Raw genomic sequence first — 13,859 nt, 5'->3', positions numbered from 1 at the left:
AAGCTGAATGGCCATCATTGGTTGTACCAACACAAACACCTGTAGGAGCTGGCTTGCCAGCGAAGAGGCCGGCACATTCAACATCCATGTCACCTGACTCACCGCCTTCGCTGGCAAGCCAGCTCCTACAGGTGTTCGTGTTTATAATTTCTGCTTGCCACACATCGAGACCCTAATGACCGCCATCCACATCAAGTTCCCTTCCCTGACCCTCAAGGCCGGTCCGCGCGCCTTGGCGCACATCCGCGCCAACGGCCTGAATGCGGCCGAGGTCGGTACCTTGCCCGGCGCGGCCGGCGGCCCAAAGGCGCTGGGGATTCAGGGGCTGGACCTGGCGCTGTTCGGCCAGTGGCTGCCGGCGGCACCGCGGGAGCGCTCGCTGATTGGCGCATCGGTAGGTTCCTGGCGCTTCGCCAGCGCCTGTCTGCCGGACGCCGCCGAAGGCATCCGGCGTCTCGGGCAGCTGTACACCGAGCAGAATTTCGCCAAGGGCGTAACCATGGCACAGATCAGCCAGAGCTCCCGGCGCATGCTCAATGACCTGCTCGACGGTCGCGATGCCTCGATCCTCAACAACAGCGATTACCGCCTGAACATCATGGTGGTCAAAAGCCACGGCCTGCTCGCCGACGATCATCGCGGTCGCCTGGGGCTGGGCCTGTCCTCGGTCATCGCCGACAACCTGCGCGGCCGGGCGCGGCTGGCCCGGCACTTCGAACGCCTGATCATCCACGACCCGCGCCTGGCGCCGCCGGTCGACGCCTTGAACGACTTCCCGTCGCGCTTCATCGCCCTCAACGCCGGCAATTTGCGCCAGGCCCTGCTGGCTTCGGGCTCGATCCCAATGGTGATGGAAGGTGTGCGCGACCTGCCGGGCGCTGGCGCCGGCACCTTCCGCGACGGCGGCTTGCTGGACTACCACCTGGACCTGCCTTACAGCGGCAACGACATCGTGCTTTACCCGCATTTCACCGACCGGGTGATTCCCGGCTGGTTCGACAAGACCCTGCCGTGGCGCCGCGCCTGCCCGGCTCGCTTGCAGAACGTGTTGCTGCTGGCGCCGTCGAAGGACTATCTGGCACGCCTGCCCTACGGCAAGCTGCCAGACCGTAACGACTTCAAGCGCTTCATGGGCGACGCCCCGAGCCGGCAGAAATACTGGCGCACGACCATGGATGAAAGCCGCCGCATGGGCGACGAATTCCTCGAACTGGCCGCCAACGGTCGCCTGGGCGAGCGCTTGCTGACCCTTTAGTCAGGACAAACTGGTAAACTCGCCGCCTGCCCGAATCGCTGCGGCGAACGCCACCTGAACAGAGCTGAAAACACTGTGGAAATTTTCAAAGAGTTTACCTTCGAATCCGCCCACCGCCTGCCCCACGTACCGGACGGCCACAAGTGCGGCCGCCTGCACGGTCACTCGTTCAAAGTGGCAATCCACCTGAGCGGCGACCTCGACCCGCACACTGGCTGGATCCGCGATTTCTCGGAAATCAAGGAGATCTTCAAGCCGCTGTACGAGCGTCTGGACCACAACTACCTGAACGATATTCCTGGCCTGGAAAACCCGACCAGCGAAGTGCTGGCCAAGTTTATCTGGCAGGAATTGAAGCCGCTGCTGCCGGAACTCAGTGCGATCCGCATCCACGAAACCTGCACCAGCGGTTGCATCTATCGCGGCGAGTAAAAGCACAGCCCTCTGTAGGAGCGAGCTTGCTCGCGATGGACGCCAGAGCACCGCGGGCTGCCAGATACCTCGCGATATCGTTGACGTTTTTCGCGAGCAAGCTCGCTCCTACAGTTAGTCGCGAAATAAAGAACAGCCTTCACCGGCTGTTTTTTTATGCCTATGCTTTTTGCCTCGCCCCCTGCAAAGAAGACAAGCCCATGACTGACTGGCCGCTGGATCAGGTCTTTGACTTCAAAGGACACCAGGTGCGCTACGCCATACACGGCGACGGCCCGCCGCTGGTATTCGTGCATGGCACTCCTTTCTCTTCTTATGTCTGGCACCGGATTGCACCGTATTTCATTACCACGCACCGGGTGCATTACTTCGATCTGTTGGGGTACGGCCAGTCCGCGCAACCCGAAGCCGATGTCTCGCTCGGCGTGCAAAACCAGCTGTTGGCGCAACTGCTGGAGCATTGGGGCCTGGATCGCCCCGACGTGGTGGCCCACGACTTCGGCGGCGCCACCGCCCTGCGCACGCACCTGCTCAATGGCAAGGACTACCGCAGCCTGACGCTGATCGATCCGGTGGCGCTGATGCCCTGGGGTTCGCCGTTCGTGCAGCATGTGCGTCAGCATGAAGCGGCGTTCAGCGGACTGCCCGATTACATCCAGCGCGCCATCGTGCCGGCCTATATTCGCGGGGCCATCCAGCGCGACATTCCCGACGCCGAACTCGCCCCGTACGTACAGCCATGGCTGGGAGAGCCGGGGCAAGCGGCGTTTTATCGGCAGATCGCGCAGATGGACGAGCGTTACACCCTCGAGGCCCAGGGGTTGTACCCGACGATTCGCTGCCCGGTGCAGATTCTCTGGGGTGAGGACGATCAGTGGATTCCCGTCGAACGCGGGCGCGAGCTGCACCGGATGATTCCAGGATCGCAGTTTTATCCCGTCGCCAACGCCGGGCACCTGGTTCAGGAAGATGCACCTGAAGCGGTCATTGCTGCGTTGATGCGGTTTTTGCCCCTGCAAACATCTTCCTGAGCAAACCCGCTCCCACATCTATTTGGAGGGTGTTGGCCAATGTCACTGGCAGGAGTTGCCACCAGCGAGCTAACGTAGATGTATTGCCTATACGATTCGCCAAAAGGATCCGCCCGATGCACATCATCAATGCCCGTCTGCGCAACCAGGAAGGCCTGCATGAGTTGTACCTGGAAAATGGCCGGATCAGCAGCATCTCCCGCCAGACCGAAGCCCCGACCCTGGGCCCTGACGATCTGGATGCCGGCGGCAATCTGGTGGTGCCGCCCTTTGTCGAGCCGCACATCCACCTCGACGCGACCCTGACCGCCGGCGAGCCGCGCTGGAACATGAGCGGCACGCTGTTCGAAGGCATCGAGTGCTGGGGCGAGCGCAAGGCGACCATCACCCTGGAAGACACCAGGACCCGTGCCCGGAAAACCATCCAGGCCCTCGCCGCGCACGGCATCCAGCATGTGCGCACCCACGTCGACGTCACCGACCCGCAACTGACCGCGCTCAAGGCGATGCTCGAAGTGCGCGAGGAAAGCCGGCACCTGGTCGACCTGCAAATCGTCGCATTCCCTCAGGAAGGCATCGAGTCCTACCGCAATGGCCGCGAGCTGATGGAAGAAGCCATCCGCATGGGCGCGGATGTGGTGGGTGGCATTCCGCATTTCGAGTACACCCGCGACCAGGGCGTCAGCTCGGTGAAGTTCCTCATGGACCTGGCCGAGCGCACGGGTTGCCTGGTGGACGTGCATTGCGACGAAACCGACGACCCGCATTCACGCTTTCTCGAAGTGCTCGCCGAAGAGGCCCGCAGCCGCGACATGGGATCGCGGGTCACGGCCAGCCACACCACGGCCATGGGCTCCTACGACAACGCCTACTGCGCCAAGCTGTTTCGCTTGCTCGGGCATTCGGGCATCAGCTTTGTCTCCTGCCCCACTGAAAGCATCCACCTGCAAGGGCGCTTCGATAACTTCCCGAAACGCCGGGGCGTGACCCGGGTCAACGAGTTGCTCGAAGCGGGGATGAACGTGTGCTTCGGCCAGGACTCCATCGTCGATCCGTGGTATCCGCTGGGCAATGGCAACATTTTGCGGGTGCTCGAAGCCGGTCTGCACATCTGCCACATGCTCGGCTATCGCAACCTGCAAAGTGCGCTGGACCTGGTGACGGACAATAGCGCCAGAGCCCTGAACCTCGGCGATCGCTATGGCCTGGAGCGCGGGCGACCGGCGAACCTGCTGATCCTGTCGGCGGAGAGTGACTACGAGGTGATCCGCAGCCAGGGGTTGCCGCTGTACTCGGTGCGCGATGGCAAGGTGCTGATGAAGCGGACGATGCCGGTGGTGGAGTTCAGTGGGGTAAGCTGACTCCCGGGTCGTGTTTAATGACACCCGGGATAACATCCAGCGATAACCGAAAGTAAAAATCAAACATAAAAAAGCCAAAGAACGAGCACAGCAAAAAACGATACCCCACCCATGATCCAGGGCGCTATCAGCTTTCGTTTAAGGTGTAGTGGTAAATTCAACAATTCATCCTTTTCTATAAGACCTCGCCTTTCGCAAAGCCGAGGAATCAAAAACATCGATGCAATCGATCCACTCCTGAAAACCTTGCCAATTAGCCCAAAACCAGAAAACGCCTCACGATTATTCGCTACAAATCTACTTTTACTCAAGTATCCTTCTATTAACTCCGTGTACCTGCAAGAGAATACCAACATCCCGCATATCGCCACAAACGCGAGAAAAAATGTAAATAATATGATAACCAGAAGCACCATATTACTCATTGCAGTAAGTACTCGTAAAAAATTTGCCCACCCAACACACCAACATATCCACCAGACTCGCCTCCAACCCAACCACCGCCCCACCCCAATAACCCTACAGGCCAGCGCGCCGGGCCCTCCCGTAACAAATCCGAAGACCACAACACAAAAAATCAAACAAAAAAAAGCCAAAAAACGAACATCACAAAAAACAACACTCCTCCCGTGATCCAGGGTGCTATCAGCTTTCGCTTCAGGTGTGGCGGCAAATTTAACAATTCATCTTTTTCTATAAGGCCACGTCTTTCGCTTAGCCGAGGAATCAAGAACATTAATGCAATCGATCCATTCTTGAGAGCTTTACCAATCAGCCCCAACCCCGAAAAAGCCTCACGATTATTCGCTACAAATCTACTTCTGCTTAAGTAACTCTCTATTAACTCCGTATATCGACTAGAGGATAGAAGTATCCAGAACAGTGTCAGACACATGAGGAACAATATGAATATCGCAAAAAAACCCAACACGTCCCCCACCTTTGCAGGTACTCATAAACTACTTCACCGCCCATCTCTCCCATACCTCCACCGACTTCTCCTCCTGCCCAACCGCCGACTCCACTCCCAACCACTGCCAGCGCACCAGCATCATCAGTAACGACTCAGAAGGCTTACAGTGAAAAAAAATCAAACAAAAAAAGCCAAAGAATGAACATCGCAAAAAACAGCACCCCGCCGGTGATCCAAGGTGCTAACAGCTTTCGCTTAAGGTGTGGTGGCAAATTCGACAACTCGTTTTTTTCTATAAGACCACGCCTCTCGCAGAGCCGAGGAATCAAGAACATTAGTGCCATGGAACAGTTTCTGACAACCTTTCCAATAAAACCCGAACTTAAAAATACGGCTCGATTATTCGCCACAAACTTACTTTTATTTAGATAACCTTCTATTAATTCCGTAAACCGATAACACGACACAAATATCCAGCACATCACTAGAAACATGGAGACCATTATAAATATCGAAATGATCGCAAACGCAATATCACTCATTTTGACATGAACTCATAAACGATTTCGCCACTCCTCTCTCCCACGTCCCCACCAACCTCACCGCCAACCAAACCACCTACCCCGCCTCCAATCACAGCGCAAGCCAGTGAGCCAGGACCTCCGGTAATCACGCCAAAGGCCACTGCACATCCTATTGCTGCCACACCACTTCCGATTGAACCTCCAAAAGATCCCCCAATCAGGCTCCCGGATAATTTACCACCTTCAACATATTTAGCTTTTCTACATTGTTCTTCACGCCCAGTTGAGCATGCGGTATGGATAGAGATACCTGCCGCAGCTGCATTCAAACCGACACCCAAGTACGTACCCTTTTTAAGAAGACTCGACGCTTTTGCCACTCCATTAATAGTTTCGGCATAGCCGGTTATGGTCCCTGTATGCAAGTAACTTTTGGTGGATATGCCCAGCATTTCCTTGATGGAGCCTTGGTTGCGCAAGCCGGATCCAAATCGGCCAAAATTCTTTAGCTGGCCATCAAGCTTCTCAAATAGAACCTTTCGCTTTGAATAAAAAGCGTCTCGATTCCGAGTACCGCCATTTCTGAGGAGATCACCATGAGCGGCTTCAATGTCTTCCAGGGTTTTCTTGATACCATCAAGGTGTTTGCTCCAGGCGCCGCCCATGGTGCCGATCCCTAGAGATGAATACCCAAGAACTTTAGTCAGAAATTCATGATTTTCTACTAAAAACCCGTCGCTCTGCATCCCATTCGCCATTATGGCCAAATGGACTTGCGAAGCCTTCTGCATATAAAACGCTTCTTCGGAAGTACAGGACGACACTGACTCATCGCCTACAATTATTATCTCGCCCGGCAATACCACGGCATTGACAACATGTACATTCAGTACATCAAACTTCACACTGGATTTTTTTCCTAGGTTCAAGTTCGACTTCAAATATGAATATGGCTGCACATGGGAATTTATAAAAACATATGCCTTTGACATGGAGGGAGCCTCAGGAGCATTTGCTGTTACTGATTCGATCCCAACCGCCAGCTACGTTGCCGCCGCCAGCGCCATCCACGCGCTTCTGCAGGGTGTAAACCGTTTTTATGCGACCGTAGTCAAGACTGATACTTTCAGAAGGAACACCATCACTTGCTGTTTGTGAATAGCTGGAAATAATGACCTCTTCCAGCCTGATTTCGAAATATTTGAGCTTGTCGCCGCCCGCGCGGTGCAAACTCAAAACAACTTCTTTCAGATGCTCACCTGCGCAGCTTGCCTCCATGAGCTTGCAGCTGGACTTATCCAGGTTTTTGGTAAACGTAAAGTCGGTAACGGTCGTTCGCCCAGAAGAAGCTCCCCCGGCTGAACTGGCAGTAGCTGAGGTTCCCTGGTGAGTGCCGAAGCGGTAGCCCGTAATTTCGATCCAGTCCCTGTGTTGCTCATCAAGAGCTTCACCAGGGATACCATTGATTTTGATAAATGCATCGAGTGCCATACAACCGCTCCTTGGCTTTGGGGAGTTTTATAAAATCATCCATGGGCGAATGTACGGCTTTGTGACCAAGTATTGGCTGATGCAGACCGCGAAACGGTGAATTCAGATCTTTCCTACCTATGCGCCGGTTTAGTTCTGTAGGACGCGCCACAAAAATCTGACCATCCCTCAACGCAGTTCCCAATTGTGGTAGAAGTCTTTAAAAGACTCAGCTCAGAGCAAAGATCAAGAAATCAGTTTCGTATTCAATCGATCATTCGAGCCGTACCAAACAGGCTGACCCGACCCAACTCCCCCTGCTCTTCTTCCAGCAAGATCGGCGCCGTGCCCCCCGGCATTGTCACCTTCACCTCCCCGGCGCTGACCCAACCCACCCGCCACGCCGCACAGGCCACTGCACTGGCGCTGGTCCCCGACGATGCCGTCGGCCCCTCGCCCCGCTCGAACACCCGTGCAGCGATGTGCCCTTCGGACAAGCGCATCGCCCATTGCAGATTGATCCCCGCCGCGCAGGGTTGTCCTGCCCCGGCCGGCATCGCGTAGGCGATTCGCGTCAGACCTTCGCCCAACACTGGTTCGCGCATCTGCTCGTTGCTCGGCAAGGCATCGGCACTGTCGACCAACGTCACGCAATGCGGATTGCCGACCCGCGCGAACTGGCTGCGCGACCATGCGCCATTGAGTGCTGACAGCTGTTTGACGTGGCTGAGTTCGTGGCCATTCAACAGCGCCGTCTCAACGCCCACGGCACTGACCGCCGACGGTCCGAAACCAGGCTGGCCAAGGTCCAGCCAGAACCCCTTCACGCCCTCGACTTGAGCGGTTTGCACCGAAGTCTGCCCCGGTGAAGGCGTGTCGGTTTTATCGTGATGCACCCAGAGCTCACAGGTTTCGCCCTGGGCAAAAAGCCCCTGGTCGCTCAGCGCCTGAGAAAAGATCGTCAGCCCGTTGCCGCTGCGCTCGGCCAGCGTGCCATCGGTGTTGACGATCAGCAGATCGAAGGGAGACGACGCCTGAAACGGTCCGACCAGCAATCCGTCGCTGCGATGATCCTTGCTGCCGGCCGGTTGCGTGCCGGGTGCCCAGCTACAGCAAGCCTCGATCGCCGCCACGGCCCATGCCTGACGGGTTTGTGCGGCTTGGCCGGCCTGAAAGGGCAAGTCGATACCCTGGCGGCGCAGTTCTTCGGGCGCTACCACGATGTAAATATTGCCCCGTGCATCGTACCTCTGCGCCATGGCGCCCTCCGTGTGTCATTGGAATGCCCCAACATATCGCGAAACACACCGGCGCTGTGCAACGATGTCGCCCTGTTTGACCGCAAACTTTCCGGGCATTGATCGAACCCTCGCCGGCCGATCACTGTCCGTTGAGGACGTGACGTTTTTTGCCAGGGATTGATATGACCAGCCTCAACAACCAAACCACCTTCGTTCCCGGTCGCCTGGAACAGATGTCCACGCGCATCGCCTTTTTCATCGCCGGGTTCGGCATCGCCGCGTGGGCGCCACTGGTGCCCTATGCCAAGGCCCGGGCCGGACTGGATGAAGGCACCTTGGGCCTGTTGCTGCTGAGCCTGGGCGTGGGTTCGATTCTGGCAATGCCTCTGGCCGGGATGCTCGCCTCGCGTTTTGGCTGTCGCAAGGTGGCGACCGGCGGCACCTTACTAATCTGCCTGGCCCTGCCCCTGCTGGCGACGGTGACGTCGACTCCGGCATTGATCGCGGCGTTGTTCATTTTCGGTGCCGGCCTCGGCACGGTGGATTCGACGGTCAACCTGCAAGCGGTGATCGTCGAGCGCGCCAGCGGCAAGCACATGATGTCGGGTTTCCATGGCCTGTTCAGCCTGGGCGGGATTGTTGGCGCGGCAGGCGTCAGCGGGTTGCTTGGCCTTGGGATTTCGCCCCTGGGGGCCACGCTGGTGGTGATCGTGTTGCTGCTGATTGCGCTGGCGAAGGCTGTGCCACACCTGTTGCCCTATGGCAGCGAGAGTTCGGGCCCGGCGTTTGCCGTTCCCCATGGCATCGTCCTGTTCATCGGCGGCATGTGCTTCATCGTGTTCCTCGCCGAAGGCGCGGCGCTGGACTGGAGCGCGGTGTTCCTGGCGCAGGAGCGCGGTATCGACACCGCCTATGCAGGGCTCGGCTATGCGGCGTTTGCCTTGACCATGACCGTGGGACGCCTGACCGGTGACAAAATCGTACGGCGGTTGGGCGCGACCCGGGTGATTGTGTTCGGCGGGCTGACAGCCGCCGCAGGCTTGTTTCTGGCAACGTTCGCATCGAGTTGGGAGGCGGCGCTAGTGGGTTACGCACTGCTGGGCGCCGGTTGCTCGAACATCGTGCCGGTGTTGTACACCGCCGTGGGCAAGCAGACAGTCATGCCCGAGAGCATCGCCGTGCCGGCCATTACCACCCTGGGTTATGCGGGCATCCTGGCGGGGCCGGCCGTGATCGGCTTCATCGCCCATGGCAGCAGCCTGAGTTTTGCCTTTGCCTTGATGGCGGTGTTGCTGGTGGCGGTGGCGATTGGCGGGAAGGTGTTGAAGGTCTGAAAAGCTTCGCTGGCAAGCCAGCTCCCACAGGTTCACCTATACCTGTAGGAGCTGGCTTGCCAGCGATGAATTCGCCCCGGTCTATCAGAACCCGACACTGGCCTGCACAAAGAACGTGCGCGGCGCGCCGACGTACATGCCCGAGTTGTTGTCGCTGGAGCGGGTGAAGTACTGCTTGTCGAAGATGTTTTTCACCCCCGCACCCAGTTTCAGGTTCGACACCTGCGGGCCGAAGTCATAGCCGCCACGCGCGTTCCAGGTCACATAGCCCGGAATGTCACCGAACTGGCCGTCGGCGGTGCCTTCGGTGATGTAGTTGCCGTTGAAGCTGCCGTCGGCGTTCACGCCGGTGCCCGGCGAGCGCTGTTTGGATTGGGCGAACGCATCGAGGTTCCAGGTCCAGCGGTTGATGTCGTAACGCAGGCCGGCAGTGGCCACCTGACGGGAGTAGAACGGCAGGTCACGGCCCTTGAAGCCCGGGATGTCGCCTTCGTTGGTGGCGCGGGTGTAGGTGAATCCGGCGTTGGCGGTCAGGCCGTCCAGGCGTGGGTCCAGCGCGGCCAGATCGTAGTGCACCGACGTCTCGATGCCCTGGTGCTTGGTCGCGCCGAGGTTGGTCCAGCCCACATCATTGCTGATGTATTGCAGTTCGTCGTCGAAGTCGATGTAGAACAGCGTCACCTCACCACCCCACACGTCATCGTTGTAGCGCGTACCGATCTCGTAGGTCTTGGCCTTTTCCGGTTGCAGGCCGTTGGCGGTGTTGTCGCCGATACCGCCCTGACCCAGCTGGAAGTACTGCAGCGCGCCGAACGAGGTTTCGTAGTTGGCAAACAGCTTCCAGGCATCGGACACGTGATACATCACGCTCAGGGCCGGCAGCGGCTCGTTGCTTTCGATGCTGCGGTTTTTCTCCGGCACCCGTTTGCCGGCGTTATCGAGCACCGGGCGGTCGTGCCAGTCGGTGCTGATGTGCTCGAAGCGAATACCCGGCGTGACGGTCCAGTTGCCGTCGTCGATCTTGTTGTCGACGTAGACCGAATTGGCCTCGGTTCCACCGGTGCGGTCCTGATAGACATGGCCGTCCGCCCCCGGACGCACGACCGGCTCGTTGTTGACCAGCGCCACACGGCTGGCCTCTTCGTGCATGGCTTCCTTGAGGTAGCGATAACCGACGCTGACTTCCTGGGTGGTCGGGCCGACATCGAAGACGTGGGACACCCGTGGCTCGATGCCGAAGGTGTAGTAGCTGCGCGGATAGGAGTTGAGTGTGCTCAGGTCACGGGAGGCGATGGTGCTGCCACGAAAACTGTCGGTGTAGTAGGTCAGCACTTCAGCCTGGGTACGATCGTCGATCTGCCGCACCCACTTGAACGACACATCCTTGCGGCGGCCGCTGAAGTTATCGTGGTCGCGCACGGACTGGAACGGGTCGGCGTCGTACTGCGCCTGGGTCAGGCCGCCGGGCATGTCGGCCTTGGCATCGTAGTAGTGAAAGTTGAGGCTGAAATCGTCGACATCAGTCGGCGCCCAATGGGTCTTGAGGATCACGTCGTCGATGTCGTTGCCGTTGTTGCTTTCACGGTAACCGTTGCCGTTCACCCCGGAGTACAACAGCGCCACGCCCATGCCGTTGTCGGCGGTGCCGCCCATGAATGCCGTGTCGATGTGCTTCCAGCCACCATGCTGCGAAGTTTCCAGGGTCGTGCCGATTTCCGCGGAGGCCTGTTCCGGGATCGCGCGGGTCACGAAGTTGATCACACCGCCCACGTTTTGTGGTCCGTAGCGCACGGAACCGGCACCGCGTACCACGTCGATGCTGTCGAGGTTGCCGGAGGAAATCGGCGCCATGGACAGTTGCGGCTGGCCGTAAGGAGCGAACGCCGCCGGGATGCCGTCGATCAGCACGGTGGAGCGAGGCGACAGGCGCGAAGTCAGGCCGCGCACGCCGACGTTAAGGGAAATATCGCTGCCACCGGTGCCGTTGGCGTCCTGCACTTGCACACCAGGAACGCGCTTCAACACGTCGCCGACGTTCATCGCGCCCTGCTCGACCATGGCTTCGCGGCGGATCACGGTTCGTGCCCCGGGATGGTTCTGCACCACGGCGGCATCGGCATCGCCGAGCCAGTCACCGACGACCTTGATGTCAGTCACGCCCAGTTCCAGTGGACCGCTGGCCGCCGAGGCTGGTGCCGGCATCAGCGTCACCGAACCTTCATCGATCTGGTATTGCAGGCCGCTGCCTTGCAGCAACTGGCGCAGCGCGTCTTCCGGGGAAAGGTTGCCATCCACCGCCGGAGCCTGTTTGCCGGCGACCAGTTCAGGGCTGAAGAACACCTGAAGCGAGGTCTGCTGGCCCAACTGGCTCAGGGCTTGTCCCAAGGGTTGCGCCGGGATGTGGATGCCGTCGGCTGCAAAGGCCTGGGGCAGCGCTACGTTGACCGCCAGCGCAAGGGCCAGCGGCAACCAAGGGAGTTTGTTGTTTTTAGCGATGGAGATTTTCACGTCGAACGTAATCCTGTGGATCGCAAGAGTGTGCGCTTGTTAATGCAAACCAGTTGCAGTTGAACAGGAAGACGATGAACTCGAAAAAAACCTGAATTTTATTTGGAAATTATTTCCTGGCTGCCGTCGCCAAGGGTGCGCACGGCCACCGGCAGGATGCTCGGCAAGGCCTTGAGCAGCGCGTCGGTGTTGTCGGATTTGAACACGCTGGTCAGGCGCAGATTGCCCACCGCCGCGTTGCCGACCTTCAGCGGTTTCTCCCGATAACGCGAGACCTGCTCGGCGACGTCAGCCAGGCTGGCGTTGTTGAACACCAGTTTGCCGCTGCGCCAGGCAGTCATTTCCGCCGGGGTGACGGCATAGGCGGTGGCAACATTGCCCCGGGCATCGACGTGGGTGCCAAGGCCTGCTGTCAGATTGATGAAATCGCCGTCGGCGGCGTCGCGCCCTTGAACCTTGACGGTGCCCTGCTCCACCACCACCCGGGTTTCGCTGGCGCCGCGACGCACATCGAAACGGGTGCCGGTGACCGTGACCTTGCCGCTGCCCGCCGCGACCACGAAAGGCCGGCGGGTGTCATGCTCGACGCTGAACATCGCTTCGCCTTCGGACAGCTCGACGTTGCGTTGACCCTTTTCAAAGCGCACTTGAATCCGGCTGCGGCTGTCCAGATCGACCACCGAGCCATCCGGCAGCGCCACATGGCGTCGCTCATTCAGGGCCGTGGAAAACTCGGCGGTGTACGGCGCTGGATGATTCAGGCCGTTGAACAGGCCCAGGCCGAGCGCTACCGCCAGCACGCTGGCGGCCACCGCATAACGCAGCACGGGACGCCGTTTTTTCAGGGTTGGCGGGGGTTCACACAAGGCACGCAAACGCGCCGCCGGCACCAGCTCGGCGGCGCTCCACAAACCCTGGAGCACTTCGAATTCGTTTCGGTGTTGGGCGTGTTCGTCCAGCCAGGCCTGAAACCGGCGGCGCACTTCAACATCGACCACAGGCTCCTGCAATCGCACAAACCACTGCGCCGCGTCATCGCGAACCGTTGTTTGCCCGCACGCACAATCACGAGTATCCATCATGGAAGTTCCTGTTTGGCCGGGGGAGGAAAAGGCGCGGCCGGTCATGACTGCAACCCGTCCAGGCGATCGCGCAGGTGCCGAAGCGTGCGGATCATATACTTTTCCACCATGTTCTTGGACAGCCCCAGGCGTTCGGCGATTTCGGCCTGGGTCAGACCCTCGATTTTCTGCCAGACAAACACCTTGCGGCAGTTGACCGGCAGCTCGGTGAGCGCCCGTTCGATGGAATCCGCCAACTGGATCGCGTGCATGAAATGCTCCGGGTCGCCGGTCGGCGACTCACTGAGATCAATCGCCTCTGACTCCATGGCGCCCCGCCGGTCCTCACGCCGATAACCATCCACGGCGATGTTGCGCGCGGTCTGGTGCAAATACGCCCGGGGCTGCTCCACCCGCGCCGAATCGGACTCAAGCACCCGCACGAAGGTATCGTGGGCCAGGTCCTCGGCCTGCTGACGGTTTCTCAGGCGACGGGTCCAGGTGCCAACCAACTCTTCGTAATGCTCGAAAAAGCCGTGTCTGCGGGGCAGCTTGAGGGTCATTGCGGTGTGCTGTGAAGACGGGGCGTGAATAGTAATGCTTCCTATTAACTTGAAGCAATGCTTTGCGGCCCCCATACCGGGCACTTTGTCCGCTTGCCAGGGTGCATTTCGTCAGCAAAGCTGAATGGCGGCACGGAACCAAAGAAATCTGGCAGGCATTCAAATG

General features: G+C 58.9%; 11 protein-coding genes. 5 read left to right on the top strand and 6 right to left on the bottom strand.

The annotated features are described in order from the left end of the window. The first annotated feature begins 175 nt into the window (after positions 1–175). The 4 genes from PMI31_RS24200 to codA all read left to right on the top strand — a co-directional run bounded on the left by PMI31_RS24200 (position 176) and on the right by codA (position 4,079). Complete coding sequence (locus PMI31_RS24200) at positions 176–1,255, top strand: hypothetical protein (protein ID WP_008021671.1); 1,080 nt, start codon at positions 176–178, stop codon at positions 1,253–1,255. 75 nt (positions 1,256–1,330) lie between these two features. Continuing rightward, on the top strand, positions 1,331–1,687 hold the full coding sequence (queD, locus tag PMI31_RS24195; protein WP_008021670.1) for a 6-carboxytetrahydropterin synthase QueD: 357 nt from the start codon (positions 1,331–1,333) through the stop codon (positions 1,685–1,687). 200 nt (positions 1,688–1,887) lie between these two features. Beyond that, complete coding sequence (locus PMI31_RS24190; protein ID WP_043302617.1) at positions 1,888–2,718, top strand: alpha/beta fold hydrolase; 831 nt, start codon at positions 1,888–1,890, stop codon at positions 2,716–2,718. Positions 2,719–2,834: 116 nt separating this feature from the next. Next, complete coding sequence (gene codA, locus PMI31_RS24185; protein ID WP_008021667.1) at positions 2,835–4,079, top strand: cytosine deaminase; 1,245 nt, start codon at positions 2,835–2,837, stop codon at positions 4,077–4,079. A gap of 1,451 nt (positions 4,080–5,530) precedes the next feature. On the opposite strand, the gene PMI31_RS24165 is transcribed toward codA, so the two are convergent. The 3 genes from PMI31_RS24165 to PMI31_RS24155 all read right to left on the bottom strand — a co-directional run bounded on the left by PMI31_RS24165 (position 5,531) and on the right by PMI31_RS24155 (position 8,245). Beyond that, complete coding sequence (locus PMI31_RS24165) at positions 5,531–6,508, bottom strand: hypothetical protein (protein WP_008021661.1); 978 nt, start codon at positions 6,506–6,508, stop codon at positions 5,531–5,533. 10 nt (positions 6,509–6,518) lie between these two features. Continuing rightward, complete coding sequence (locus tag PMI31_RS24160; protein WP_008021660.1) at positions 6,519–7,007, bottom strand: Hcp family type VI secretion system effector; 489 nt, start codon at positions 7,005–7,007, stop codon at positions 6,519–6,521. A 245-nt stretch (positions 7,008–7,252) separates the two neighbouring features. Then, positions 7,253–8,245, bottom strand: coding sequence for a diaminopimelate epimerase (locus PMI31_RS24155; protein WP_008021658.1), 993 nt, complete (start codon positions 8,243–8,245; stop codon positions 7,253–7,255). Between the two features lie 164 nt (positions 8,246–8,409). Here PMI31_RS24155 and PMI31_RS24150 point away from each other — a divergent pair, with 164 nt between their 5' ends. Continuing rightward, the gene (locus PMI31_RS24150) at positions 8,410–9,561 is read left to right on the top strand and encodes an MFS transporter (RefSeq protein WP_008021657.1); all 1,152 of its coding nucleotides are present in this window, start codon (positions 8,410–8,412) and stop codon (positions 9,559–9,561) included. An 84-nt stretch (positions 9,562–9,645) separates the two neighbouring features. Here the strand turns inward: PMI31_RS24150 and PMI31_RS24145 are convergent, their stop codons facing one another. The 3 genes from PMI31_RS24145 to PMI31_RS24135 all read right to left on the bottom strand — a co-directional run bounded on the left by PMI31_RS24145 (position 9,646) and on the right by PMI31_RS24135 (position 13,693). Further along, on the bottom strand, positions 9,646–12,069 hold the full coding sequence (locus tag PMI31_RS24145) for a TonB-dependent siderophore receptor (protein WP_008021655.1): 2,424 nt from the start codon (positions 12,067–12,069) through the stop codon (positions 9,646–9,648). Between the two features lie 98 nt (positions 12,070–12,167). Then, positions 12,168–13,151, bottom strand: a complete 984-nt coding sequence (locus PMI31_RS24140; RefSeq protein ID WP_008021653.1) for a FecR family protein — start codon at positions 13,149–13,151, stop codon at positions 12,168–12,170. A 41-nt stretch (positions 13,152–13,192) separates the two neighbouring features. Then, on the bottom strand, positions 13,193–13,693 hold the full coding sequence (locus PMI31_RS24135) for a sigma-70 family RNA polymerase sigma factor (RefSeq protein ID WP_008021652.1): 501 nt from the start codon (positions 13,691–13,693) through the stop codon (positions 13,193–13,195). Positions 13,694–13,859 lie beyond the last annotated feature (166 nt).

This window comes from Pseudomonas sp. GM55, from assembly GCF_000282395.1.
In the GTDB taxonomy this organism is placed as follows: domain Bacteria; phylum Pseudomonadota; class Gammaproteobacteria; order Pseudomonadales; family Pseudomonadaceae; genus Aquipseudomonas; species Aquipseudomonas fluorescens_CC.
The sequence above is the reverse complement of the archived record's forward strand: the minus strand, read 5'-3'. Positions and strand labels throughout refer to the sequence as shown.